Here is a 24,293-nt window from a genome sequence, read left to right as displayed (position 1 = left end):
GCCACCCTCACTTCTTCTCCGGCAGCGGCGGCAGTTCCGCGTCGTCGGGCATGCTCGGCGCGGTCCAACCGCGTTCGTGGGCCAGCTGCGCGCCGCGCAGCGTCTCGATCGCCGCCGACTGTCCGGCCACAGTGGACTCCAGGTCGTCGAAGAAGCCCGCCAGCTGGCGCTCGGCGCCGCGGAAGTCGGACAGCGCGGGACCGCGCGTCGGTGCCGGTTTCTCCCCGCGCTGCAACGCCTTCACGAGTTCCAGCGCCTGCGCGGGCGACTGGTTGTCGTAGTACTCGTAGTTGACCTGCAACACCGGGGCGAGGTCGCAGGCCGCCAGGCACTCGGCGTGCTCCAGGGTGATCGAGCCCGTCTCGCCCGGCGTACCGGCCGTCTCGTTGTGCCCGACCCCGAGGTGTTCGCTGAGCTGCTGGTAGATCGAGTCACCGCCGAGCGCCGCGCACATCGTGTTGGTGCACACGCTCACCAGGTGCTGGCCGCAGGGCTTGCGCTTGTACATGGTGTAGAACGTCGCGACCGCGCTGACCTCCGCAGTGGACAGTGCCAACTGCTCGGCGCAGAACTCGATGCCCGCCGCGCTGACGTGCCCCTGCACGGACTGCACGAGGTGCAGCATCGGTAGCAGCGCCGACCGGGACTCCGGGTACCGCGCGATGATCTGCTTCGCGTCGGAGCGCACGTCCTCGCCGAACACCGAGGTGTCCGCGGTTGCCGGCACGATCTTCTCTTCGTTCGTGGTGAACTCGAACTGCTCGGTCATCGATCCACCCCGCCCATCACCGGGTCGATGGAGGCGACCGCCGCGATCACGTCGGCCACCAGTCCGCCTTCGCACATCGCGGGCATCGCCTGCAGGTTCACGAAACTGGGTTCCCGCACGTGCACCCGCATCGGCCGGGTACCTCCGTCGGAGACCACGTGGTAGCCGAGCTCACCGCGCGGCGACTCGATCGGCAGGTACACCTGGCCCGGCGGCACGTCGAAGCCCTCGGTCACCAGCTTGAAGTGGTGGATCAGCGACTCCATCGACTGCCCCATGATCTTGCGGACGTGCTCCAGCGAGTTGCCCATGCCGTCCGCGCCGATGCTCAGCTTCGCGGGCCAGGCGATCTTGGCGTCCTCCACCATGTGCGGGCCGGGCTCGAACTTCTCCAAGCACTGCCGGATGATCTTCAACGACTGGTGGATCTCCTCCAGCCGCAGCAGGTACCGGGCGTAGCAGTCGCCATCGTTGCTGGTGGGTACCTCGAATTCGTACTCCTCGTAGCCGCAGTACGGCTGGATCTTGCGCAGGTCCCATGGCAGTCCGGCGGCGCGCAGCAGCGGGCCGGTGACGCCGAGCTGCAGGCAGCCGTCCAGCGGCAGGTAGCCGACGTCCTTGAGGCGCTGCTTCCAGATCGGCTGGCCGGTGAACAGCTTGTCGTAGTCGGGCAGCCGCTTGTCCATCACCTTGATGAAGTTCAGGATCTTCTCGCGGTAGTCCGCAGGCAGGTCCTGGGCGACGCCGCCGGGCCGGATGAACGCGTGGTTCATCCGCAGCCCGGTCAGGAACTCCAGCAGGTGCAGAACTTCTTCGCGCTCGCGGAAGCCGTAGGTCATGCCGGTGGTGGCGCCCAGCTCCATCGCACCGGTGGCCAGGAACACCAGGTGCGAGGAGATCCGGTTGAGCTCCATCAGCAGCACCCGGAACGTCTGGGCCCGCTTCGGCGCCTCGATGCCCAGCAGCTTCTCCACCGCCATGCAGTAGGCGGCCTCGTTGTGCAGCGGGGCCAGGTAGTCCATCCGCGTGACGAACGTGACGCCCTGCGTCCAGGTGCGGTACTCGGTGTTCTTCTCGATGCCGGTGTGCAGGTAGCCGATCACCGAACGGGCCTTGGTGACCGTCTCGCCTTCCAACTCCAGCACCAGCCGCAGCACGCCGTGCGTGGACGGGTGCTGCGGGCCGAGGTTGATGACGACCCGTTCCTCACCGGCGGTCTCGTCGATGAACTCGTCCCAGTCGCCACCGGTGACGGTGAAGATCCGGCCCTCGGTGGTCTCCCGCGACTCTGCCGTCCCCGGGGCCGTCCCCGGGGCCGTACCAGACGCCGCATAAGGGTCGCCGAGGCCGGTGTCGGCCAGTGATTCGGTAGTCATCTCCAGCACCTCTCCACGGTGTGCTGCCGTTGCCCGGTCCCTCGTGGCGCGCGCATCACGAGTACGCCCTGCGCTGGTCGGGCGGTGGGATCTCGGCGCCCTTGTACTCCACCGGGATCCCGCCGAGCGGGTAATCCTTGCGCTGCGGGTGGCCGTCCCAGTCGTCGGGCATCAGGATCCGGGTCAGCGCCGGGTGCCCGTCGTAGACGATGCCGAACATGTCCCAGGTCTCGCGTTCCTGGAAGTCCGCGGTCGGGTAGACCGGGACGACCGACGGCACGTGCGGATCGTCGATCTCCAACGCGACTTCGACCCGGATCCGCCGCCGGTACGTCATCGATGTCAGGTGGTAGACCGAGTGCAGCCGCTGCGGCACCTCCGGCCCGTAGTCCACACCCGACACCGAGCTGCACAGCTCGAAGCGCAGCGCCGGGTCGTCCCGCAGCGTCCGGCAGACCTCCAGCAGGTGGTCGCGGCGCACGTAGAAGGTGATCTCGTCGCGATCGACGGTCACCTGCTGCACGGTGTCGGCGGGCAGGCCCTTGTCCTGCAGTGCGGCGAAGAGGCTGTCGGCCACCTCGTCGAACCAACCGCCGTAGGGCCGGTCCGCCGCGGGCGGCACGTAGGCCGGTAGCCGCAGGCCACCGTAACCGGAGGTGTCACCGGTGCCGCGCACCCCGAACATGCCCCTGCGGGCCCGACCGGAAACCGGTGCGGGCTCCTGCCGGACAGGCTCGACCGCTGCGGTCTGCTGCGTGAACTCTTCGTCTGCCAACCGAACTCACCTGCCCGCTTTGAGTTCGCGGGGACGCTTCGGCGTTGCGTCCAACGCCCCCAGCGATGGATCGGAACCCATTTCGCGGCGCTGCTTGGCCTGCTGCTTCTCCGCCCGGCGCCGTTGCGCCCAGTTCTTCGGCGCGTACCGCTGCGAGGACGGGATCATCGAGGTGCGCTCGCCGCTTTCCAGCTTCAGCTGCGCCCGCTTGGCGTTGATCGGCTCGTCCATGATCTTGGCGTGCAGCTTGAGGATCGCGTCCAGCAGCATCTCCGGCCGCGGCGGGCAGCCCGGCAGGTACATGTCCACCGGCACGACGTGGTCCACGCCCTGCACCACCGCGTAGTTGTTGAACATGCCGCCGCTGGAGGCGCACACGCCCATCGCCAGCACCCAGCGCGGTTCGGGCATCTGGTCGTAGATCTGCCGCAGCACCGGCGCCATCTTGTTGGTCACCCGCCCGGCGACGATCATCAGGTCGGCCTGCCGCGGCGTTGCGGAGAACCGCTCCATGCCGAAGCGAGCGATGTCGTAGCGGGAACCGCCGACGGTCATCATCTCGATCGCACAGCAAGCCAGCCCGAACGTCGCGGGCCACATCGACGTCTTCCGGGTCCAGTTGACGAGCTTTTCCACGTTGGCCAACAGGATGCCGTTGGGCAACTGCTCTTCAAGCCCCATCTACGGCTCCTTCCCGCGTCGCTGCGGCTAGTTCCAGTCCAGGCCGCCGCGTCGCCACACGTAGACGTAGGCGAACCCGACGGTTGCGATGAACAGCACGATCTCGACCACGCCGAAGAGGCCGAGGGCGTCCGCGGAGACCGCGAACGGGTAGAGGAAGACCATTTCGATGTCGAACAGGATGAACAACATCGCGGTCAGGTAGTAGGCGACCGGCATCCGACCGCCGCCGATGACCGGCTGCGGTGACGGCTCGATGCCGCACTCGTAGGCGTCGAGCTTCGCCTTGTTGTACCGGCGGGGGCCGACCAGCGGCGCGATCGCCACGGAGAACACCGCGAACGCGAGCGCCAGCGCGAACATCAGCACCAGCGGGATGTAGGGATCGAGCACTCCGCTGCCCTCCTTCGACGGCCCCGCCGAGACGCAGAACACATCTCAGACTTCGGTTGCGCACTCTATGCGGTCGAAAGTATCGACTCCGTAGTGAGGCGAACCTAACTTTATGACTTCTCGCACAACACTCGGGACATCTGACCAGACTCGTGGCGTCAGGCGCTAGGGGTGAGCCGAGTAGTGGTGCTGATCACACGGTCCATCACGTCACCATCCTTCTCGTCGTAGAGATTTGCCAACAGTTTCAACACGAAACGCATCAGAGTGGTCCTCGGTAGACCGTGCTTGGTGGCCATCCGCATGACGGCGGGATTGCCAATCAACTTGCTGAAGATGTTGCCCATCCGGAAGTAGCCGCCGAGTGCCTGCTGCACAGCCGTCGGGTACCGGCGCAGCGCCTGCTCCCGCGACAGGCCAGCCGGGCGGGCCAGCGCGTGCACCACGCACTCCGCCGCCAGCGCCGCGGACTCCATCGCGTAGGCGATGCCCTCGCCGTTGAACGGGTTGACCATGCCGCCCGCGTCACCGACCAGCAGCAGCCCGTTGCGGTAGTGCGGCATCCGGTTGAAACCCATCGGCAGCGCCGCGCCGCCGATCCGACCGGTGGCGCTGTGCTCCCGGAACCCCCACTCCTCCGGGGTGCCGTCGAGCCAGGACCGCAGCAGCTGGCGGTAGTCGGTCTTGCCGTAGGCCTTGGAGGTGGACAGGATGCCGAGACCGACGTTGACGGTCCCGTCACCCATCCCGAAGATCCAGCCGTAGCCCGGCAGCAGGTTCGGCTGGTCGGGGTTCGAGCGGTCCCACAGCTCCAGGTGGGATTCCAGGAAGTCGTCCTTGGTGCGCGGGCTGGTGTAGTACCGGCGCACCGCGACACCCATCGGCCGGTCGTCGCGCTTCTCGATGCCCACCGACAGCGCCAGCCGCGCCGAAACCCCGTCGCAGGCCAGCACCAGCGGCGCCCGGTAGCGGACCGGCGTGCGGTCCGGCCCGGTCTTGCCTTCGACGCCGGTGATCCGGCCGGTGCGCTCATCGGTGACCGCGCCGGAGACCGTGGTCTGCTCCAGCAGCCGCGCGCCGGAGCGCTGCGCGTTGCGGGCCAGCAGGTCGTCGAAGTCGTTGCGGGGTCGGACCACGCCGTAGGGCGGGAAGGTGGCCAGGCTCGGCCAGTCCAGCTCCAGGCGCACCCCGCCGCCGACGACCCGCAGGCCGCGGTTGTGCAGCCAGCCGGCTTCCTCGCGGGTGTCGATGCCCAGGTCGATGAGCTGCTTGACGCCTCTCGGGGTGATGCCGTCGCCGCAGACCTTCTCCCTGGGGAAGCTGCTCTTCTCCAGAAGCAGGACGTCGAGGCCCGCGCGGGCCAGGTACGTCGCAGCCGTCGATCCGGCCGGTCCGGCTCCGACGACGATCACATCGGCGTCGTCGTCCGGTCGGCGGCGGCTGGTGGCGCTGGTCATGACACTCCTTGAGCTCGTGCATCGCACGGCGCGGCCCCACCTGTCCCGGCAGACCCACCCCGGGAACCCGCTTGTGAACGAGTTCACTAACTCCCGAGTCTAAGCCGGACGAACCGCGCGATCGAGCCCCTGAGCTACGCCACCCGAGTGACCAACACCGCAGGTGAACGCCCCCGACTGAGCCATCCGGACGAACGACAGCACCCTCACAGCCGAAGACCCCACCAGAGCAAAGCAACCAAAACGGTCAGCCCGACGGCGATCCCCAACGCCCCGCACGGCCAGATCCCACGCAGCTCAGCACCGCCTCCGACCACGCAGCACGACTGGTGTCGAGGATCAGTCGCTCCACGGGTCGGCATCCAGATCGTCGTCAACAGCTTTGCGAACGTCCGTCACTCGCGCGGCGAAGTCGTCATCTGCCACATCCGCATCACGCAAGCGCCTGAACACCGCCAGCCGCGCCGCCCCGTTGGAACGCAGCGCTGGAGAGATCATCGCGACACGCACGCCGCCGCGAGTCACCACGATCGTCTCACCGCCTTCGGCCTCGTCGAGCACGGCTGAGAAATTCCGACCGACTTCGGTCGCCGTTATCTCCCACATTGCATCGGATTATCTGATTCCACTGGTCAACCTGAGTCCGGCCGCTCAGTCGCAGCCCTAGCCTTGTTCCCCCGATGCTCCGCACGACATTGATCCTGGACGCCGGGTCGCGGGAGCTTTCGGCGAGGCGGTCCGGCTTCACAGCGGAAACGCTAGCGTCGCAGCGCAGCTGCTGTTTCGAACAGTCCATCGCGCTCAAGAAAAGCAAGTACGTCCCGAAACGTTCCTGGGGGCTTCCGAAGGGAGTCGGCTATCCGCTGGATCTCGCCGTGCACGCAAGGCCGGGCATGCTGGAGCAGGCCCATCAGGAACTCATCGGGATGTCTGGCTTCCACACCCCAGATCCCCAAGTTCTCAACCGGGAAATCCTTGAGGTTCTTCGTGATGATCAGCTGCGCACGGGCCTTGATCGCAGCTGCCAGAACGTGCCGATCGCCCTGATCTGGAAGGCTGACGGCGTCTAGCAATCGCTCGTAATCGCTCACCAGGCAATCCCGAACAGCCTCGATCATCAACTCTCGCGTCCTTCGGAGTGAAATAGGATTCAGATCGGGTCGGTTCTGCTGAAGACGACCGAACGCTTCGTCAAGTATCCGATGTGTCCACTTCGCGTCGACAAGCCCTGCTTGAGCGATCCTCACCAGCAGGTCGCGCAAGAAGCTCGGATACAGGACATTGGCGTCGTAGACAACGACAAGAGCCACCTAGTAAAGCCCCATTTCCTGCGTGAGAGCAGTGAGTTCATCGGCTGCCGCACGGCGTCGCCGATCATCTCGGCGCATGTAGTCGAGCAGTGAATCAGCGCGAACTCGACGGTGCGTGCCGACCATGCGGTACTCGATCTCACCCGCTTCCAGCAGGTTGATCAAAAACGGCCTGGAGACGTGCAGCAGCTCCGCTGCTTGCTGAGTCGTCAGATCAGCATTCGTGGGAACGACCGAGACGCCCTTGCCCGCAGCCATGTGCGCCAGGATCCGAGCCAGCAACTCGACCGCGCCACGCGGCACAACCAACTCTTCCCGGCCATGTTCGTCATCCACCACGAGGTGAACGGCCCCGTTGTCGCTGCGCCGGTCCAGGTAGTCACGGATGTGGTGCAGCGCCTCGTCCGCGACTGAGACATCCCCCTGATCGGGCTGAATCGGATCCATCATCAATGGCGGCATGACGTGCCCCCTCTGGCCAGTCCACTGCAATATTCGCAGTATCCGCATTATTCGCAACAAACGCAACAGCGTTGAGCGTGTGTACCCGGTAGAGGTAGGGACAGCAGGCGGGCGCTGAGGGTTTTGCCGTGGGTGTCGAGGGCCAGGGACGTCGTCACGCCGCCGTCCAGGGCCTGGCCGCAGACGAACTGCAGGCCGCAGAGGTTCGGCAGCGCGTAGCGCACCACCTCGCCGCGGATGTGGTCGGCGAGGTGTTCGCGAACCCGGTCAGCGGTGACTTCCCGGACCAGCAGGGCGAAATCCTCGTCGCGGTACGGGAACAGCGACAGCGTCGCGGTGTCGCCCTTGTCCCCGGCCCGGCAGTGGGCGATGTCATGCAGCAGCACCGTCGGCCTCCAACACGGTCACGCCGGTTTCGACATCCGCTCGGGGCAGCAGCGTCGAGACGATCCCGATCACTTCCCGAACATCGGTGCGGACGCCACCGCCGCCTGCGGGGCCGTTGGTGTAGAGGGCCTCGACTTCGTGGCACACCACGTCGGCGGTCTCCGGATCCGGTGCCATCGCGGCCACCCGCAGCCTGCACTCGTCCGTCGGCTCACCGGAATCCCCGAGCGCGCCGAGCACGTCCGCGCGGATGCGCAGCCCGGTCTCGCCCAGCCTGGTCCCGCTCAGCCTGGTGGTGACGACGTCGGCGGCCAACTGCGCCCGGCGCGCGGCATTCGACCCGGCGTAGCTGATCCCGCACTCCGCCCGGTACCCGGCGCGGTAGCCCACGCTCACCTTCAACTCCGCCGGGCGCGCACGCCCGGTCGCGCCGCTGATCCGAACCCGGTCGTCGCCGACCTGTTCCGCCCGCACCGCGCGGAAGTCCAGCACCACATCGGGCGTGCGGTAGCCGGTGGGATCGGTGACCTCGTAGAGCAGCTGCTCCCGCACGGTCGCGGTGGAGACGACACCTCCGCTGCCCGCGAGCTTGCCCACGACCGCGGCGCCGTCGGCTTCCACCTCCGCGAACGGGAAGCCCAGCTCGGCGAGGTTCGGCACGTCCTTGCTACCCGGGTCGGCGAAGTACCCGCCGGTGACCTGCCCGGCGCACTCCAGGAGGTGCCCGACGAGCGTCCCGGCCGCGACCCGCGGCCAGTCGTCGAGCCGCCAGCCGAACCGGTGCGCCAGCGGTGCCACGAACAACGACGGGTCCGCGACTCGGCCGGTGAGCACCACACCCGCCCCGCTGTCCAGTGCCGGTAGCAGCGCGTCCGCCCCCAGGTAGGCGTTCGCCGAGACCACCGCACCGTGGTCTTCGAGCGCGATCCCGTCCTCCAGCGCGGGGCGCCGCAAGTCGAGCCGGTCCAGCACGTCGTCGCCGGTGACTACCGCGATCCTCCCGCCGAGCCCCAGTTCCACCAGCAGCTCGCGGGTGACCGCCCCGGCGGCGAGGGGATTGGCCGCGCCCATGTTCGTCACGATCCGGACGCCGTGCTCGGTGGTGACCGGCAGCAGCCGCGCGAGGCGGGTGCGCAGCCGCGGGTCGTAGCCGAGCGCCGGGTCGCGCAGCCTCCGCTGCTGGCCGAGCGCGATGGTGCGTTCGGCCAGGCATTCCAGCACCAGATCGTCCAGCCCGGCCCGCGCCGCGAGGTCCACCGCCGGTTCGATCCGGTCCCCGGCGAAACCCGCTCCGCTGCCGATGCGCATCACAGCACCCCCGTGACCAGTGCGACGACGGTCATCACGAGCGTGGTGCCGAACGCCCACTTGAAGATGAACCGCTGGTGGTCGCCGAGGTCCACGCCGCTCATCCCGAGCAGGATGAACGTCGAGGCGGTCAGCGGGCTGAGCGGGAAGCCGGTGGTCATCTGGCCGAGGATGGCGGCCCGCCCGATGGCCGCCGGGTCGCCGCCGAGCGCCGCGGTGGTCTCGGCCAGCACCGGGACCACTCCGTAGTAGTAGGCGTCCGGGGTGAAGACCAGGCTGAAGGGCATGCTGGTGATCGCGGTGGCCACCGGCAGCGAACCGGCCGCCGAGTCCGGGATGACTGAGACCAGGCTCTCGGCCATCGCCTTGATCATCCCGGTGCCGGTGAGGATGCCGGTGAACACCCCAGCGGCGAAGATCACCACGGCGACCAGCACGACGTTGTAGGCGTGCTTGGTCAGCAGCTCCTGCTGGCCCCGCCAGGACGGCCGGTTGACCAGCAACGCCACCAGGAACGCCAGCAGGAACAGCACTTCCAGGTCCGCCAGCTGCGCGAGCAGGCACCCCACGAGCGCCAGGGTGAGGACCGCGTTGATCCAGAACCGCACCCGGCCCGCGCCGGTGAGCGGGGCGCGGTCCTCGACGGTCACCGCGATGACGCCGAGCCGCTTGCGCTCCGCGCGGCCGATCAGGTAGGCGGCGACCAGCACCCAGAGGATCCCGACCACCATCGCGGGCAGCACCGGGATGAACAACTGGCTGCTGTCCAGCTTCAACGCGGCCATCGCACGGGCCGTCGGACCGCCCCACGGCACCATGTTCATCACGCCGGCACCCAGGCAGATCACCCCGGCGAGCACGATGCGCCGCATGCCGAGCCGCTGGTAGATGGGCAACAGCGCGGACACCGTGATGAGGAAGGTCGAGGCTCCGTCGCCGTCCAACGCGACCAGCAGCGTCAGCAGCGCGGTGCCGACGGTGATCTTCAGCGGATCGCCCTTGGCCCAGCGCAGCACCCGGGCCACCGCCGGGTCGAACAGCCCGGCGTCGATCATCAGGCTGAAGTACAGCACCGCGAAGGTGATCATGATCGCCACCGGTGCGACGGTGACCAGCCCGTCGGCGATCAGCGAGCCGAGTTGGCCGCCGAAACCGCTGGCCAGCGCGGCCGCGATCGGTACCAGGGTGAGTGCGAACAGCACCGAAACGCGGCGGGACAGCACCAGGGCGAGGAAAACCCCGACGGTCAGGAATCCACTCGCAGCGAGCATGCGGGACCTCCGAATCGAACGAAGGTACTGTGATCTGCATCGCTCATGCGCGTCAAGCAAAAGTTATCGATAGATTAATGCGCTGTGAGCATGGATCTGACACTTCAGCAGTTACGCCTGGTGCTCGCCGTGCACGACACCGGGAGCTTCACGACCGCCGGTGATCGGCTCCACCTGGCGCAGTCCTCGATGAGCCGCACGGTTCGCGAGGTGGAACGCAAACTCGGCATCACGCTGTTCGAACGCACCACGCGCAACCTGGTCACCACGCCCGAGGGCGACGAGTTCTGCCGGGTGGCGCGGCGCATGGTCGAGGCCTTCGACGCGGGCATCAACCACTTCGAAGGCTTCCTGGCCGGTAGCCGCGGCCGAGTGCGGATCGCGGCCCTGCCGTCGCTGGCGGCGATCCTGCTGCCGCCGGTGGTTTCCGCCTACCGCGCCGCGCATCCGCACGTCGAACTGTCCATTGAGGATGGAATGTCCGACGAGGTGCTGTGGCGGATCCGCACCGGTGCGGTCGATCTGGCCGTCACCGTGGTGCCCGAACCGCTGCCCGACCTGCACGTCCGGCCGATCGCCGCCGACCGGTTCTGCTGCGTTTTCCCGCCACAGCACCGGTTTTCCGAACGCCGTCAGCTCAACTGGGTGGACCTGGCGGACCAACCGCACATCGCCTTCGCCCCCAACAGCAGCATCCGGCAGCACGCCGAGCGCGCCTTCGCGGCGGCGAAGGCAAACCCGTCGGTGGTGCTCGAATCGCGCAACATCACCACCGTCGCGGGACTGGTCGCGGCCGGGCTCGGCGTGGCGGTGATGCCAGGCCTGGTGCTACCGCTGGTCCAGTTCGCGGGCCTGCAGCACCGCGCGCTGGGCGATCCCGAGGTCCGGCGCCGCATCGCGGTGGTCCGCGACCCGCACCGCCCGCTGGCGGCGGCATCGGAGGCGTTCATGGCCGCGCTCGCCCACACCCGCCACTCCGCCGCCCCGCTCGCCCCCGAAACCACCTGGCTCTGAGCTCGGCTTGGGTGCACCGCACCAATCGCACGGCGAGATGGTTCCGCCTGACCCCTTGCGTTCAAGCACTTCAGCGCGTTATGCATGAGTCATGCATGAAGACCGGCTTGCGAACTTGCTCGGTGCCGCCGCGCTGGCAGTCACCGACGAGATGGTCCACGGCGCCGTTCGGGCCGCCCAGCTCAACCCAAGCCAGGCCACGGCGCTGGTGGTGCTGCGCGGCGAATCCGGGCTCAGCGTCACCGAACTGGCGAAGCGGATCGGGATCCACCAGACCGCGTGCACCCGACTGGTCGATGCCCTGCAGGACCGCGGTCTGGTGGAACGTCGGCAGACCGTCGGCAAGTGGACGCACGTGCATCCGACCGAAGCGGGACGGCAGGCCGCCGAGGACGTCCTGCACGCTCGCGGGCATTCGCTGCTGCGGGTCATCGAGCGGCTGGCCGACGACGAACGCCGTGCGCTGGCCGACGGGTTGGAGAAGTTGCTGACCGGCTTGTACGACGAGATCGGATCGGCGGAGCGGATCTGCCGGATGTGCGACCGGCCTGCTTGCACCACGTCCGGGTTCACCTGCCCGGTCGGCGCCGCGGAACGCGCGCACCAGCGGGAACCGCGGGGATAGGTTCGGAAACCGAGGCGATCGTGCGGAGGGCCGAGCTGTGCCGGAACTCCTCGCGTTGAGCTCAGCGCTGTGCTTCGGCGTGACGCACTTCGTGAACGGACTCGTATCACGCCGCTACGCGGGCACCGTCGTAGCGGCGTACGCGCAGGTCGGCGGAACGCTGGTCAGCCTGCTGCTGCTAGCCGTCCCAACGGGATCCGCCACTGTGCCAGCGGTGTGTTGGGGCGCGATTTCCGGTCTGGGTACCGGAATCGGCGTGGCTTTCCTTTACCAGGCCATGCGACGCGCTCCGATGAGCGTGGTGGTGCCGATCAGCGATGTCGGGGCGGTCACGCTACCCGTTGCGTTCGGCATCGCGCTGCTGGACGAACGACCATCCCCGCTGGCGCTGGGCGGAATCGTGGCCAGCATTCCCGCGATCTGGTTGGTTTCCGCCGGGAAACGGACTTCGCCGGGCGCTTCGGCAGGCCGCGGTGTGCCGGACGCGTTGATCGCCGGAACCGGTTTCGCCGTGCAATTCATCGGAATGGGGCAGGTTCCCGCTGGCACCGGGTGGTGGCCGGTCATCGTCAGCCGAATCGCCTCGGTCGTGTTCATCGGCACGCTGCTCGCGGCAACAGCCGGGGTGCGGCGGCTGCCCGCGAAGCCCGCTGCGACCGCACTGCTGGCCGGAGCCATCGGCACCGCTGCGATCATCCTCTACCTGCTGGCGACCACGCAGCAGATGATGGCCGTCGCCGTGGTGCTCGCGGCGCTCTACCCGGCCATTCCGGTGATCCTGGCCTTGCTGCTGCTGGACGAACGCATCAACCGCCGACAACTCCTGGGGCTGCTGTGCGCGGCTGCGACGATCGCGTTGCTGTCGTTGACGTAGCGCAGCCTGCTGACCGTTGCGGAAGGTGGGTCAAGGGCGGGGTTTGAACGCTCGGTGGATCGCCACCACGCCGCTGGTGAGGTCGCGCCAGGCCACATCGGTCCAGCCGACCTCGGCGATCAGTTCCGCCAATTCGCGCTGGTCCGGCCAGGCGCGGATGGATTCCGCGAGGTAGACGTAGGCCGCTGGGTTGGACGACACCGCGCGGGCGATCGGCGGTAGCGCCCGCATCAGGTAGTTCAGGTAAACCGTCCGGAACGGCTGCCAGGTCGGGGTGGAGAACTCGCACACCACCAGCCGACCGCCGGGGCGCACCACCCGCAGCATCTCCCGCAGGCCCACCGCCGTGTCGACCAGGTTCCGCAGCCCGAACGAGATCGTCACCGCATCGAACGCGCCGTCGGCGAAGGGCAACCGCAGCGCGTCCGCCGCGACCATCGGCACCCCGCGGTGCCGACCGACCGAAAGCATCCCCAACGAGAAGTCCGCGGCCACGCACCAGGCGCCGGAGCGGGCGAACTCGACCGTCGACACCCCGCTGCCAGCCGCCAGGTCGAGCACCCGCTCGCCCGCCTTCGGAGCCAGGGCCCGTCGGGTCACTTCCCGCCACCGCCGGTCCTGACCGAAGGACAGCACCGTGTTGGTCAGGTCGTACCTGCGCGCGACGCCGTCGAACATCGCGGCGACCTCACGTGGATCCTTGTCCAAACCGGCCCGAGACACACGCGCAGCGTACGTGGCGGGACCTGCGCGATCGGCACCACGCCCACCGGATCCACATCGCGAAACTCGCCTTCCGGTTCCGCATCGAGACCGGCGACGTTACGCCGCCAGCCGCTCGGCGCCCGCCGCCACCGAGGTGTAGTGGCCGATCAACTGCTGGCACAGCGCTGGCCAAGTCCGCCCCGCGACCGCTGTGCGAGCCGCTTCACCGAACCGCTCGCGCAACGCCGGATCGCGCAACACCGTGACAGCGGCGCGCAGCGCATCCGCGTGCACCGCGTCATCATGCGCGGGCAGCAAGAACCCGGTGCGGTTGTGCTCGACGAGATCGCGGGGGCCGCCCGCATCCGGGGCGAGGACCGCGACACCCGAGGCCATCGCCTCCTGCACCGCCTGGCAGAACGTCTCGTGCGGGCCGGTGTGCACGAAAAGGTCGAGGCTCGCGTAAATCCGCGCCAGCTCGTCGCCGGTTCGCTGCCCCAGGAACACCGCACCCGGCAGCGCCTCGGTCAGGCTCGCGCGTTCCGGCCCATCACCCACCACGACCAGGCGCACGCCCGGCATCTCACCCAACGCCGCCAACCGCTCGATGCGCTTCTCCGGAGCCAACCGACCCACATATCCGACCAGCAGCTCGCCTTTCGGCGCCAATTCGCGATGCAGGTCGCAATCGCGGTGCTGCGGCGAAAAGCGGGTGGTGTCCACGCCCCGGCCCCAGCGGTGCACGCGCGGAATCCCGTGCTCGCGCAACGCCTCCACCGCCCACGTCGACGGGGCCAGCGTCCGATCGGCCGCACCGTGCAGCCGCCGGATCCAGCTCCACGCGGCTCGCGCGGTCAAACCCAGGCCGTAGGACTCGGCGAAACCCGCGACATCGGTCTGGTACACCGCGACGGTCGGCACGCCGATCCGGCGTGCGGCGGCCAATCCACGCGCCCCGACGATGAACGGCGACGCCAGATGCACGACATCCGGCTGGAACTCCTGCATCCCGCGCAGCAACCGCCGCGTTGGGAAGCCGATCGGCAACGACGAAACCAACGGCAGGTCCACTGCGGGCAGCCGAATCACCGGAAAGCCCTCGCACTCCTGCGGACCCGCACCCGGCGCGACGACCAGCGCCGCGTCGCCCCGACGACGCAAGTGCTCCAGCACGCGCAGCACTGAGTTCGTCACACCGTTGATCTGCGGCAGGAAGCTCTCGGTCACGATCGCGATGCGCACGCGGCAACCGTGACGCCCTCCTCCGGCGAACAGTCGACCGCAATGTGACGCCACCGCCAACGCCAATCGAAGAGCGCACCAACTCGTCGACCGGCGAAAACTCGGGCACCCCGCAGCGCGCAATCGTGACCTGTACCTCCACCAGCGGTCACCTGGCTGTTGCGCGCCGGTCACCCACCGCACGGAACCTGGGACGGCATGACGGTCCTGCCTTCCCCGCCCGCGCAGATCGACCCCGCCCTGGTGTCGCGGGCGTTCGAGGTCGCTGGCCGGCTCGCCAACGACGCCGCCGACGTGATCACTGCAACCGCGGGCCGGGGAGCGCAACCCGCCCCAACCGAATCACCGTTCGACTGGGTCACCGACACCGGTCGCACCCTGGAACGGCACACCCGACGGGTCCTCTCCGACGAATTCCCCGGATTTCCGGTGTTCGGCGAGGAATTCGACGCCGCCCCGACCACGATCGCCGAACATTGGGCCGCCCGAGCAGGTTCGGCGAAGTTCCGCTGGTCGGTCGATCCGGTCGACGGCACCGCCAACTACGTCGCGGGCCTGCCGTGGTGCGCCTACAGCCTGGCCATGCTCGACGAGCACGGACCGGTGGTCGGCGTGGTCGCCGACCCCTACCGGACGCAGATCTACGCCGCCGCCCGCGGCCGCGGTATGCGCGCCAACGGCACCCCGGTGCGATTGCACGAACAACTCGAAACCCGCGGCGGCATCGTGTGCACCGAGCTCACCAAGAACGGGCCGTGGCGCGGCATGGACCGGTTCATCACCAACGCCGCCAGCGCCCAGGTCGGCGTCCGGTTGCTGGGTTCCCCCGCGTTGGCCATCGCCCAAGTCGCGCTCGGCCACGCGGTGGCCGCAGTGCTGGACTCCTACCAGGAATGGGATGTAGCGGGCGCCCTCGCGCTGGCCACCGAGGCCGGTGCGACCGTGCTCGATCGTCGCGGCAACCCGACCGCCCTCCCGCTGGACGGGTTGCTGGTGGCCGCGCCCGGCGTCGCCGCCGACGTGCACGATTGGTGGCGGCAGGCCACCGAAAGGAGCTGAGAGCCTCTTCGAACCCGCTTCGCGTGGCGGGGGCAGCGGAACCCCAGATGCCGTGTCGACTCGCCGATCCCCGACATCACGCATTCCGATCCACCACATCGGCGACAGGCCTTGGAATCCGGTTGCGGGAGTGGGCTAACCGGCTAGCAAGATCAAAGACCGGCTAGCAAGATCAAAGACAGGTGCCTGGGGGCGTCAGGCGGCCCGGACCAGAGCGCGAGCCGGAGTCGAACCAGGTTCCGGCCCGAGCACCGCCGACATCGGCCGCAACAGCGGGAACTGCTCGCGCAACACCGTCACCTGCTCGTGCACCCGACTGAGATCGGGGTCGGCGACCAACTCGACGACCGTGTCCACCACGTGATCGGCGACCATGCCGAACCTGGTCGCCGCGTCGGCGAGTTGGCTGCGCACCCGACGCACCACCGCATCGTCCCCCGGTCCACCGCCCGCCAGACCACGCCCCAACTCCGACAGCGCCCGAACGTTCGGCAACTCCGCATCCATTCGCCGAACCACCATCCGCAGCCAGTCCCGGGCGTGGGCGGAGGACACCGCGTCGACAGCACGAGCCGCTCGGCAGACCGCCTGCTCGCACCGCTGCACCTCGTGCAGCCACTGATCCAACGGCGCGGACGGGCTGAACCGCGCCGAAGACGGTGGGGGAGCGGTTCGCGGTCTGCGGATGACGCCGACGGCCAGCATCATCCCGCCCCCGCACGAGCCCGCGATCAACGCGGTCAGCACCTGCACCCAGATTCCGTCCATGTCGAGTTGTGTCCTTCCACTTCGCCCCAGTGGCCTTCGAAACTGGTGGCCTTCGAAACCAGTGGCCTTCGAAACCGGTGTCCCGCCCGCGGACACCGGTCCGACGATGCCGGTCGGACCGAAGTTCCCGAGCGCCTCCAGATCACTCTGCGCCCAGCCCACCCCGTAGTTCTTGGGGGAAAGTACTCAATCTGATCGGGCGTCCAGCGGCTTTTCCCGGCACGCCCGGTCGATCACGTCGACGACCCGGATCTGGCCAGGTACTGCATGTCGGCGAGCAGGAACTCCATCCCGCCGGTGTGCACCCCATCCCGGCCACCGGGCCGGACGAACGCGCCGAACTCGGTCGCGTCCGGCCGCTGCAACCTGGCCACCGAGAAAACCTCGTCGAGCACCCCGCTCACCTCGATGCGCACCTCCGCCGGATCGACACCGCAATCGGCGTCGGCCATCCGCACCTCGATCGGGTGCGGGATGAACAGCTCCCCGGTCAGCGGCCACACCCGCTGGAACCCGGCCGACATGCGGCGCGCGGAATCGGCGTTGCCGTCGCCGAACCGGATCACCCACTGGGCGGCGTGATCACGATGCCGCGTCAGGACAGCCAGTGATCGCGCCGCCAAGGTGGCCAGCACCGCATCCCGGCTGCGGGCCAGCCGCTGGAACACCGCGAGCCGCCAAGCGGCGAACAGCAGCAGGCGGGCGACCGTGGCCGGAAAACCACCGCCCTGGCCCGGACCGCAGTCGATCTCGACCAGTCGCACGTTGCGGAAATCAACGGCCGTTCGGAAGTACGCCAGGCTGTCCTCGTCACGCCCCTCGCCCTCGACTTCGCCGGCTCGGTGCAGCAGGATTCGCGCCTGCTCCAACAAATCCAACGCGATGGCGCCGAGCGCGGCGGCCTCTTCCAGCTCCGGGGCGCGAACGCCCCACTCGGACAACCGGTGCGACAGGATCAGCGCATCATCGCCGAGCATCAGGCAATACTGCGAAAGGTCCGAAGTGGTCACACCACCAGGAATCGATCGATCCACAGTAGACATCGAAGGCGCACCGAGCACCCACTGCTGCACATCCGGTGCACTGGACTGCGCTCTGGGCGTATCCATGACGACCTCGCAGAGGCGGGGCCAGCGGCCGGTAAGCACCCGTGGCGCGCTTACCCGCCCGCGAGTCCACATCGGTCTTGCGACTCCACCGCTGCCCCCTTCCGGCGGGGAATCCAGTGTCACATCACCCGACCGGGTTAGGGAAGCCTGATCGGCGGGTCAACGTGCGAGCGGGCGGCGGAGCAACCAGTAAACCGGCAGCAGCACCGCCCACACCACGGCGAGCGAACTGGACACCGGCAGCAGCGAAACAACCATGTTGCGTCCGGCGACCCGCACCAGATCCGGATTCCGCGAGTCGTACTCCACCCGGACCAGCTGGCCGGGCTGCAGGTCAGCCGGGTACAGCACGCCGTTCGGCGGGATGTAAACACGCCCCTCGTCGGTGTTGAAGCGCACCACCGTCCGGGTCAGCGAGGTGTCCACCACTTCGGCCACCGCTTCGCCCTTGGACTCCTCGATGGTTCGGTCGTTGATGAAGCACGCCACGATGATGGACAGGCCCATCACGGTCAGCAGCAGACCGAGCACCAGCACGCCCCGCGCGGCGCGCAATCGCCCTCGTCCACGGGGGGAATGCGCAACCGGCTGGTCACCGTCCGTGCTGGCCCCGGTCACCGAGTCGGCCGCGTTCTGTGCCACCGCGTCGCTCGCCACGGTGACCGATTGTAGGCACCCCGTTGTCCGCGAGGCGCACGCCTTCGGCCCCGTCCACCGCTGCGGGCACGACGCATACCCTCCAGGAGTGGCGACTACACCCCGGCTGCTGACGGCGCGGACCCGCAGGCTCGAACCAGCCGACCCCCGGCACGACCGCCCCCTGCTGGAACTGCTCCCCGCGAATGCGGCGCTGAGCTGGGTCCGCGCGGAAGCCGGGCTCGTCGGCTGGGGCTGCGTGGCCCGCCTCGACGTTTCCGGCCCCGATCGCTTCCACCAAGCCGATGCCTGGTGGCTGGACCTGTGTGACCAGATCGAGGTCGCCGATTCGGTGGGCCTGCCCGGCTGCGGACCGGTGGCATTCGCCAGCTTGGCCTTCGCCGACGACCCCGGGCATTCCGTGCTGATCGTTCCCGAAGTCGTCATCGGAGAGCGCGACGGGGTGCGCTGGATCACCACGATTGGCGACGGCTCCGCCGAGTCGCAACCCCCCGAATCGATCCGCCCGCCCGGCACGGTCTCCTACAGCGACGGTCAGCTGTCCACGACGGGCTACCGCCAGGCCGTGGCCGAGGCCGTGCGCCGCATGCAGCAACCCGGCGACCTCGACAAGATCGTGCTCGCCCACGACCTGCTGGCCAACACCAGCGAACCGCTCGACGCCCGGTTCTTGCTGCACAACCTCGCCGCCCGGTACCCGACCTGCTGGACGTTCGCGGTGGACGGCCTCATCGGCGCCACTCCCGAACTGCTGCTGGAACGCATGGGGTACGAGGTGCGCTCCCGGGTGCTCGCAGGCACGGTCTGGCCGCACGAAGGACACACCCCCGATCAGCTCGCCGAAGAACTGCTGGCGTCCGCGAAGAACCGCAGCGAACACGCATACGCCGCGGAGTCGCTGGCCGTTCGGCTGCGCCCCTTCTGCAGCGATCTCACGGTGCCGAACGAGCCGGAGATCCTCCGGCTGCGCAACGTCCTGCACCTGGCGACGAACGTCGAGGGCAAGCTCAGCTCGGCTGACGAGCACAACGGCCCCGCAACGATTCTGCGCATGGTCGCCGCGGTGCACCCCACCGCCGCGGTCGGCGGCACACCGACCGACGACGCGGTGCGGATGATCGCCGAGTTGGAAGGGATGGACCGGGGACGCTACGCGGGACCGGTCGGCTGGCTGGACGGCGGTGGCAACGGCGAGTTCGGTGTGGCGCTTCGCTGCGCTCAGGTGGAACCGACCGCCACGCCCGACGGTGAAGTCGAGCGTGGCGGCGGCAGGGCACGGCTGTTCGCCGGTTGCGGAATCGTCCCCGATTCCGATCCCGACATGGAGGTCGCGGAGGCGGAGGCGAAGCTGCTTCCGATCCGTGAAGCCCTCGAAGGCATCCGCTGAACGCGTGCCCTTGATCTTCGTCGGGACACGCGCATGCCGGGATCCCGCAGGTGGGACCTACCCCACCTGCGCTTCTCTCATTTGTGCTCGTGCAGCAGGGCGTGCGTCCGGTCGATTTCCGCCACCGCCTTCGGTGGTGCTGCCGCGACGTGCAGCGCGCTGGCAGGCACCCCGGTCGCTTCGCCGACCGCAGGCTTGCCCTTGGTGAACAACCAAGTGTTGAACAGTTCGTCGAGTTGCTTGCCGGAGCGCTGCTCGGCGAGCGCGACGAACTCTTCGATGGTGCCGTTGCCGTAGCGCTTCTCCGCCGCCCAGGTTCGGGCGATGTCGAGCAGTGCCGCGTCACCGACCACGTTGCGCAGCGCGTGCAAGGTCATCGCGCCACGGTCGTACACGGCGTCGTGGAACACGTTCTGCGCACCGGGATCGCCCGGCAGGACCTGCCAGAACGGGTCGTCCGCCGGGTGGGCGGCGTAGTAGTGGTCGAAGAGTTCCTGGGCGGTACCGGTGCCCTGCTGCTCCGACCAGAGCCACTCCGCGTACGAGGCGAAGCCCTCGTTGAGCCAGATGTCGCGCCAGCTGTCCACCGACACGGAGTCGCCGAACCACTGGTGCGCGTTCTCGTGCACCACCACCGAGGTGTTCGCCCCGTCTCGGAAGAACAGGTGGCTGTAGGTCGGCCGGGTCTGGTTCTCCAACGCGAACTCCAGCCCTTCCGAGGACACCAGGCCACCCTGCGCATCGAACGGGTACTCCCCGAGCAGGCTGGTCAGGAATTCCACGATCTCCGGGGTGCGTTCGACACTGGCCTTCGCAGCTCCCTCGAATTCGCCGAGGTTCTCGGAGTAGGCGGTGACCAGCGGCTGCCCGAACGCCCCGGTCTTGGTGCTGGTCTCGTACTGCCCGACGCCGATGAACGCCAGGTAGGTGGCGGTCGGTTTGGTGTTGCGCCACTTCCAGGTGGTCCAGCCCGCCAGGCTGGAGTTCCTGGTGTTCACGCCATTGGAAACCACCTCGGTGCCGTCGGGCACCGTGACGGCGATGTCGAAAGTGGCCTTGTCCCTGGGGTGATCGTTGCCGGGGAACCACCAGGCCGAGATCTCGGGCTGGCCGACCGCGAGCGCACCGTCGGAGGTGCGGATCCACGGCTTCAGGCCATCGACCTCGACCGTCGAAGGCACGCCTTCGTATTCGACGACGAAGGTCGCCAGACTCCCTTCCGGCAGCGTCTCCGATGGGGTCACCGTCAGCTCCGAACCGTCCTGCGCGAACTGCGCGGGAGCGCCGTTGACCCGCACCGATTTGGTGGGCAGTGCGAAGTCCAGGTTGAACGCGGTCAGGTTCTGCGTCGGTTTCGCCACGATCGTCGTGGTGCCCTGCAAGTGATCGTCCACAGGTTGGTACCGCACCTGGATGTCGTAGTGCGAGACGTCATACCCACCGTTGCCGTAACCCGGGAAGTAGCCATCACCCACACCCGGCGCCCCGGGCTCGTCGCTGCCAGCCAGCGCCGGTGTGGCGAGCAAAGCCGTTGCACAGCACGCTGCCGCCGTCGCTCGCAGGCCGTTTCGTCGAAACACCTGCCACCTCCTAGAGAGTCATGGTCCGGTAGGAGAGTAAGGAAGGTCATATCTACCAGGCATGTTTTACTAGGGCAGGTTTTTCCCAGAATGCGGCGAAAATCCGCGAATCCACCCGATAGGGCGAGCCCGACACGGGCGATCACGATCAGGTGATCGCGATGATCAACTGATCAAGGCGATCACCCGAGCAGCGCCGAACGAACGGCAGCCAGCAGCCGCTTGTGGACAGACCGCAACTCGGCTCGATCCGCCCGCACCTCGACGACCCGCAGCCCAGGGCACCACCGCAGGGCAGCGGTGAACTCGGAACGCTGTCGTACCAGCACGTGTTCGACACCGTGCGCCGCGCAGAGCTTTCCGATGTCGGTGCCGTGCGGCGTGGCGAAGACGCGCTCGAAGGCATCCCGGTGCTCGGGACTTCCCTGTTCCAGCAGCGCGAAAATGCCACCGCCATCGTCGTTGAGCACCACGATCGTCAGATCCGGCCGCTGTTCGTACGGGCCAAGAATCAATCCGTTGCTGTCGTGCAGAAAAGTCAGGTCACCCAACAGTGCGTAAGCCGGTCGGCCGTGGGCGACGGCCGCACCGATCGCGGTGGACACCGTGCCGTCGATGCCAGCAACGCCCCGGTTGCGGTGCACGACCACATCGGACCGTTGCCGTGCGGCGAGAGCCACATCCCGACTCGGGTTCGACGACCCCAAAACCAGCAGCGCCCGCTCGGGCAGCGCATCGACGACCTCGCGCGCCACGGCAGGTCCACTCGGCCAACGCTCCAGGTCGAGCGCCGCATGCAGGGCCGCGGACGCCTTCTGGTCGGCTTGCTGCCATCCGGTGAGCCAGTCGGGATCGGTGTGTCTCGACGCATCGCCGAAGGTCTCCGCGACCTCTCGCAGGTTGTGCGCCGGAGCTGGCCAATCCACTCCGCCATGTGCGAGCAGCACTTCCACATCGGTGTTCGCCAGCAGTTGCTGCACCTGCCGGAACACTGTCGGACGGCCGACGCACAGCACCTGTTCGGGGCGGTGGTTCTGCATGAACTCGGGCAGGTTCAGCAGCCACATCCCAGTGCTGATCGCCGCTGAGCCGCCAAGTCCCACACCACCGGACTCCGACAACACCGGCCAGCCATACCGGTCGCCCCATTCGCTGGCGCCCTCGGCGCCCCAGTCGGCAACCAGCACGAGCCCGCGTCGGGCGTGCACTCGGGATAATGCGCTCGGCGCGAAACCGTGCTCGGCGACCGCCGTCCACCGGGCCCCGGCCGGGCGTCCGGCCAGCGACTCGCACCACTGATCGTCCCCGGTGGGCACCAGCGGTTCCCGGAACGGGAGGTTCAGGTGCACCGGGCCGCCCCGCGTTCCGCTGGACGCCGCGTGCCAAGCGCGACACATCTGGCTTCGCCAGTAGGCGTTCTGCCCCGGTCGGTGCTCAGCGACCGCCAGCTCGTCGAACAGCCGGACCTCAGCACCGAACAGCCGGTGCTGATCGATGGTCTGATTGGCACCTGCGGCGCGCAGTTCCGGCGGACGATCCGCGGTCAGCACGATCAACGGGACACCGGAGTGGTACGCCTCACTGACCGCCGGATGCAGATTCGTCGCAGCGGTGCCCGACGTGCAGACCACCGCTACCGGCAACTTCGTCCGAGCCGCCAACCCCAACGCGAGGAATCCCGCGCTGCGCTCATCGATGCGAACGTGCAGCCGCAACCGCTCTGCGTACGCGGCTCGGTGCAATGCGTAAGACAGAGGTGCGTTGCGGGATCCCGGGGAGAGCACCACCTGCTGCACCCCGTTGCGGACGAGCTCGTCGACGATGACCTCAGCCTGCGCCGTGGACGGATTCAACCGATCACCTCTGAACATCGTTCGGCGGACTCCGGTCGAGGAGGCCATGGTCCACCTCGCCGTCGTCCCCGCAGGCGCCGGGCAGCTGCGGGGAGGCCCCCGCGCCAAGCACTTGCTGCGCCTATTGTCCCAGGTGTGCAGAATCCCCGTGTCTCTGAGCTGTTCGATCCGGCTTCGTGGGAGCCCGTGAGGGGCTTCGACTTCACCGACATCACATATCACCGCTGCGTTGAGGACGGCCCTGGGAAAGGCACCGTACGCATCGCATTCGACCGCCCGGAAGTCCGCAACGCGTTCCGCCCGCACACCGTCGACGAGCTGTACCGCGCCCTGGACCACGCACGCATGACCAGCGATGTCGGCTGCGTGCTGCTCACCGGCAACGGCCCGTCCACCAAGGACGGCGGTTGGGCTTTCTGCTCCGGCGGCGATCAGCGGATTCGTGGTCGTTCCGGGTACCAGTACGCCGACGGGGAGACCGCCGATACCGTCGATCCAGCCCGCGCCGGACGGCTGCACATCCTGGAGGTGCAGCGGCTGATCCGGTTCATGCCGAAGATCGTCATCGCGGTCGTGCCCGGTTGGGCCGCCGGTGGCGGGCACAGCCTGCACGTCGTGTGCGATCTCACGCTCGCCAGCGCCGAGCACGCCCGCTTCAAGCAGACCGATGCCGACGTCGGCAGTTTCGACGGCGGCTTCGGCTCGGCCTACCTCGCCCGCCAGGTCGGCCAGAAGTTCGCCCGCGAGATCTTCTTCCTGGGACGGCCCTACACCGCCGAGCAGGCCCACCAGATGGGCATGGTCAACGCGGTCATCCCGCACGACGAGTTGGAAACCACCGCACTGCAGTGGTCTCGCGAGATCAACGGCAAGTCCCCGACCGCTCAGCGCATGCTCAAGTACGCGTTCAACGCCATCGACGACGGGCTGGTCGGCCAGCAGCTGTTCGCGGGCGAGACAACCCGCCTCGCCTACATGACCGACGAGGCCCTCGAAGGACGCGATTCGTTCCTGCAGAAGCGAACCCCGGACTGGTCCGCCTTCCCCTGGTACTTCTGAACGGTCGGGACCGGTTTCAGGCGGCCTCGAACCGCTTGCCCCGGCACAGAACCGGTCCCGGCCACGTTCGTCCGCCGACCACCTGTCGAAGAGATCGACCAGCAGGTCGGCCGGGCACATCAGCACGATCAAGACCATCATTTCTTCGCTCCTCTCCAGCCGCGTACCAATC

Annotated in this window: 25 protein-coding genes; 6 read left to right on the top strand and 19 right to left on the bottom strand. The window is 68.2% G+C overall.

The features are described 5' to 3' along the window. Nucleotides 1-7 precede the first annotated feature (7 nt). The 12 genes from nuoE to ACTWQN_RS04995 form a co-directional block, all read right to left on the bottom strand. Nucleotides 8-769 carry an NADH-quinone oxidoreductase subunit NuoE gene (nuoE, locus tag ACTWQN_RS05050; RefSeq protein ID WP_443202143.1) on the bottom strand — a complete coding sequence of 254 codons (762 nt, stop codon included), beginning with the start codon at nucleotides 767-769 and terminating at the stop codon, nucleotides 8-10. Further along, complete coding sequence (locus ACTWQN_RS05045) at nucleotides 766-2,145, bottom strand: NADH-quinone oxidoreductase subunit D (protein ID WP_443202142.1); 1,380 nt, start codon at nucleotides 2,143-2,145, stop codon at nucleotides 766-768. Before ACTWQN_RS05045 ends, nuoE begins: the two co-directional genes overlap by 4 nt. A gap of 55 nt (nucleotides 2,146-2,200) precedes the next feature. Further along, a complete protein-coding gene (locus ACTWQN_RS05040) occupies nucleotides 2,201-2,920 on the bottom strand; it encodes an NADH-quinone oxidoreductase subunit C (protein WP_443202141.1) in 720 nt (239 codons plus the stop codon). Nucleotides 2,921-2,926: 6 nt separating this feature from the next. Beyond that, complete coding sequence (locus ACTWQN_RS05035; protein WP_443202140.1) at nucleotides 2,927-3,601, bottom strand: NuoB/complex I 20 kDa subunit family protein; 675 nt, start codon at nucleotides 3,599-3,601, stop codon at nucleotides 2,927-2,929. Nucleotides 3,602-3,628: 27 nt separating this feature from the next. Continuing rightward, nucleotides 3,629-3,994 (bottom strand): NADH-quinone oxidoreductase subunit A, encoded by a 366-nt coding sequence (locus ACTWQN_RS05030; RefSeq protein WP_443202139.1) that lies wholly within the window; start codon nucleotides 3,992-3,994, stop codon nucleotides 3,629-3,631. Nucleotides 3,995-4,152: 158 nt separating this feature from the next. Beyond that, nucleotides 4,153-5,451 carry a geranylgeranyl reductase family protein gene (locus tag ACTWQN_RS05025; protein WP_443202138.1) on the bottom strand — a complete coding sequence of 433 codons (1,299 nt, stop codon included), beginning with the start codon at nucleotides 5,449-5,451 and terminating at the stop codon, nucleotides 4,153-4,155. 339 nt (nucleotides 5,452-5,790) lie between these two features. Next, nucleotides 5,791-6,057: a type II toxin-antitoxin system Phd/YefM family antitoxin gene (locus tag ACTWQN_RS05020; RefSeq protein WP_443202137.1), complete on the bottom strand. Its 267-nt coding sequence runs from the start codon at nucleotides 6,055-6,057 to the stop codon at nucleotides 5,791-5,793. Between the two features lie 152 nt (nucleotides 6,058-6,209). Next, nucleotides 6,210-6,761 (bottom strand): VapC50 family PIN domain-containing toxin, encoded by a 552-nt coding sequence (locus tag ACTWQN_RS05015; protein WP_443202136.1) that lies wholly within the window; start codon nucleotides 6,759-6,761, stop codon nucleotides 6,210-6,212. Continuing rightward, complete coding sequence (locus tag ACTWQN_RS05010) at nucleotides 6,762-7,223, bottom strand: helix-turn-helix domain-containing protein (protein WP_443202135.1); 462 nt, start codon at nucleotides 7,221-7,223, stop codon at nucleotides 6,762-6,764. Between the two features lie 47 nt (nucleotides 7,224-7,270). Next, nucleotides 7,271-7,609, bottom strand: a complete 339-nt coding sequence (locus ACTWQN_RS05005; protein WP_443202134.1) for an AtuA-related protein — start codon at nucleotides 7,607-7,609, stop codon at nucleotides 7,271-7,273. Next, a complete protein-coding gene (locus ACTWQN_RS05000; protein ID WP_443202133.1) occupies nucleotides 7,596-8,918 on the bottom strand; it encodes an acyclic terpene utilization AtuA family protein in 1,323 nt (440 codons plus the stop codon). Before ACTWQN_RS05000 ends, ACTWQN_RS05005 begins: the two co-directional genes overlap by 14 nt. Then, nucleotides 8,918-10,189: a CitMHS family transporter gene (locus tag ACTWQN_RS04995; protein ID WP_443202132.1), complete on the bottom strand. Its 1,272-nt coding sequence runs from the start codon at nucleotides 10,187-10,189 to the stop codon at nucleotides 8,918-8,920. Before ACTWQN_RS04995 ends, ACTWQN_RS05000 begins: the two co-directional genes overlap by 1 nt. 90 nt (nucleotides 10,190-10,279) lie before the next feature. On the opposite strand from ACTWQN_RS04995, the gene ACTWQN_RS04990 reads away from it, so the two are divergent. The 3 genes from ACTWQN_RS04990 to ACTWQN_RS04980 all read left to right on the top strand — a co-directional run bounded on the left by ACTWQN_RS04990 (nucleotide 10,280) and on the right by ACTWQN_RS04980 (nucleotide 12,702). Next, on the top strand, nucleotides 10,280-11,203 hold the full coding sequence (locus ACTWQN_RS04990; protein ID WP_443202131.1) for a LysR family transcriptional regulator: 924 nt from the start codon (nucleotides 10,280-10,282) through the stop codon (nucleotides 11,201-11,203). A gap of 91 nt (nucleotides 11,204-11,294) precedes the next feature. Continuing rightward, nucleotides 11,295-11,828 (top strand): MarR family winged helix-turn-helix transcriptional regulator, encoded by a 534-nt coding sequence (locus ACTWQN_RS04985; protein ID WP_443202130.1) that lies wholly within the window; start codon nucleotides 11,295-11,297, stop codon nucleotides 11,826-11,828. A 37-nt stretch (nucleotides 11,829-11,865) separates the two neighbouring features. Then, the gene (locus tag ACTWQN_RS04980; protein WP_443202129.1) at nucleotides 11,866-12,702 is read left to right on the top strand and encodes an EamA family transporter; all 837 of its coding nucleotides are present in this window, start codon (nucleotides 11,866-11,868) and stop codon (nucleotides 12,700-12,702) included. Nucleotides 12,703-12,732: 30 nt separating this feature from the next. Here the strand turns inward: ACTWQN_RS04980 and ACTWQN_RS04975 are convergent, their stop codons facing one another. Together ACTWQN_RS04975 and ACTWQN_RS04970 are read right to left on the bottom strand one after the other, a co-directional pair. Then, nucleotides 12,733-13,425, bottom strand: coding sequence for a demethylmenaquinone methyltransferase (locus ACTWQN_RS04975; RefSeq protein WP_443202128.1), 693 nt, complete (start codon nucleotides 13,423-13,425; stop codon nucleotides 12,733-12,735). A gap of 99 nt (nucleotides 13,426-13,524) precedes the next feature. Beyond that, nucleotides 13,525-14,649, bottom strand: a complete 1,125-nt coding sequence (locus ACTWQN_RS04970) for a glycosyltransferase family 4 protein (protein WP_443202127.1) — start codon at nucleotides 14,647-14,649, stop codon at nucleotides 13,525-13,527. A gap of 198 nt (nucleotides 14,650-14,847) precedes the next feature. On the opposite strand from ACTWQN_RS04970, the gene ACTWQN_RS04965 reads away from it, so the two are divergent. Then, on the top strand, nucleotides 14,848-15,708 hold the full coding sequence (locus ACTWQN_RS04965) for an inositol monophosphatase family protein (protein WP_443202126.1): 861 nt from the start codon (nucleotides 14,848-14,850) through the stop codon (nucleotides 15,706-15,708). Between the two features lie 195 nt (nucleotides 15,709-15,903). Here ACTWQN_RS04965 and ACTWQN_RS04960 read toward each other — a convergent pair whose 3' ends face one another. The 3 genes from ACTWQN_RS04960 to ACTWQN_RS04950 form a co-directional block, all read right to left on the bottom strand. After that, a complete protein-coding gene (locus ACTWQN_RS04960; protein ID WP_443202125.1) occupies nucleotides 15,904-16,476 on the bottom strand; it encodes a hypothetical protein in 573 nt (190 codons plus the stop codon). A gap of 233 nt (nucleotides 16,477-16,709) precedes the next feature. Next, a complete protein-coding gene (gene paaC, locus ACTWQN_RS04955) occupies nucleotides 16,710-17,585 on the bottom strand; it encodes a 1,2-phenylacetyl-CoA epoxidase subunit PaaC (protein ID WP_443202124.1) in 876 nt (291 codons plus the stop codon). A 159-nt stretch (nucleotides 17,586-17,744) separates the two neighbouring features. After that, nucleotides 17,745-18,242 (bottom strand): DUF3592 domain-containing protein, encoded by a 498-nt coding sequence (locus ACTWQN_RS04950; RefSeq protein WP_443202123.1) that lies wholly within the window; start codon nucleotides 18,240-18,242, stop codon nucleotides 17,745-17,747. Between the two features lie 88 nt (nucleotides 18,243-18,330). On the opposite strand from ACTWQN_RS04950, the gene ACTWQN_RS04945 reads away from it, so the two are divergent. Next, nucleotides 18,331-19,629 (top strand): isochorismate synthase, encoded by a 1,299-nt coding sequence (locus ACTWQN_RS04945; protein ID WP_443202122.1) that lies wholly within the window; start codon nucleotides 18,331-18,333, stop codon nucleotides 19,627-19,629. A 77-nt stretch (nucleotides 19,630-19,706) separates the two neighbouring features. On the opposite strand, the gene ACTWQN_RS04940 is transcribed toward ACTWQN_RS04945, so the two are convergent. Together ACTWQN_RS04940 and menD are read right to left on the bottom strand one after the other, a co-directional pair. Continuing rightward, the gene (locus tag ACTWQN_RS04940; RefSeq protein WP_443202121.1) at nucleotides 19,707-21,209 is read right to left on the bottom strand and encodes a M1 family metallopeptidase; all 1,503 of its coding nucleotides are present in this window, start codon (nucleotides 21,207-21,209) and stop codon (nucleotides 19,707-19,709) included. Between the two features lie 182 nt (nucleotides 21,210-21,391). Further along, on the bottom strand, nucleotides 21,392-23,062 hold the full coding sequence (gene menD / locus ACTWQN_RS04935) for a 2-succinyl-5-enolpyruvyl-6-hydroxy-3-cyclohexene-1-carboxylic-acid synthase (protein WP_443202120.1): 1,671 nt from the start codon (nucleotides 23,060-23,062) through the stop codon (nucleotides 21,392-21,394). Between the two features lie 135 nt (nucleotides 23,063-23,197). Here menD and ACTWQN_RS04930 point away from each other — a divergent pair, with 135 nt between their 5' ends. Continuing rightward, nucleotides 23,198-24,121, top strand: a complete 924-nt coding sequence (locus ACTWQN_RS04930; protein ID WP_443202119.1) for a 1,4-dihydroxy-2-naphthoyl-CoA synthase — start codon at nucleotides 23,198-23,200, stop codon at nucleotides 24,119-24,121. The last annotated feature ends 172 nt before the right edge of the window (nucleotides 24,122-24,293 follow it).

Origin of the sequence: Saccharopolyspora antiqui, from assembly GCF_052246905.1 — a bacterium.
Lineage (GTDB): Bacteria > Actinomycetota > Actinomycetes > Mycobacteriales > Pseudonocardiaceae > Saccharopolyspora.
The sequence above is the reverse complement of the archived record's forward strand: the minus strand, read 5'-3'. Positions and strand labels throughout refer to the sequence as shown.

Bases quoted from the DNA above. Each gene is read 5' to 3' on its own strand.
- paaC (WP_443202124.1), bottom strand. From the start codon at position 17,585: ATGGATACGCCCAGAGCGCAGTCCAGTGCACCGGATGTGCAGCAGTGG.
- ACTWQN_RS04995 (WP_443202132.1), bottom strand. From the start codon at position 10,189: ATGCTCGCTGCGAGTGGATTCCTGACCGTCGGGGTTTTCCTCGCCCTG.
- nuoE (WP_443202143.1), bottom strand. From the start codon at position 769: ATGACCGAGCAGTTCGAGTTCACCACGAACGAAGAGAAGATCGTGCCG.
- ACTWQN_RS05020 (WP_443202137.1), bottom strand. From the start codon at position 6,057: ATGTGGGAGATAACGGCGACCGAAGTCGGTCGGAATTTCTCAGCCGTG.
- ACTWQN_RS05010 (WP_443202135.1), bottom strand. From the start codon at position 7,223: ATGCCGCCATTGATGATGGATCCGATTCAGCCCGATCAGGGGGATGTC.
- ACTWQN_RS05035 (WP_443202140.1), bottom strand. From the start codon at position 3,601: ATGGGGCTTGAAGAGCAGTTGCCCAACGGCATCCTGTTGGCCAACGTG.
- ACTWQN_RS04990 (WP_443202131.1), top strand. From the start codon at position 10,280: ATGGATCTGACACTTCAGCAGTTACGCCTGGTGCTCGCCGTGCACGAC.
- ACTWQN_RS04985 (WP_443202130.1), top strand. From the start codon at position 11,295: ATGCATGAAGACCGGCTTGCGAACTTGCTCGGTGCCGCCGCGCTGGCA.
- ACTWQN_RS05025 (WP_443202138.1), bottom strand. From the start codon at position 5,451: ATGACCAGCGCCACCAGCCGCCGCCGACCGGACGACGACGCCGATGTG.
- ACTWQN_RS04960 (WP_443202125.1), bottom strand. From the start codon at position 16,476: ATGGACGGAATCTGGGTGCAGGTGCTGACCGCGTTGATCGCGGGCTCG.
- ACTWQN_RS05045 (WP_443202142.1), bottom strand. From the start codon at position 2,145: ATGACTACCGAATCACTGGCCGACACCGGCCTCGGCGACCCTTATGCG.
- ACTWQN_RS05000 (WP_443202133.1), bottom strand. From the start codon at position 8,918: ATGCGCATCGGCAGCGGAGCGGGTTTCGCCGGGGACCGGATCGAACCG.
- ACTWQN_RS04965 (WP_443202126.1), top strand. From the start codon at position 14,848: ATGACGGTCCTGCCTTCCCCGCCCGCGCAGATCGACCCCGCCCTGGTG.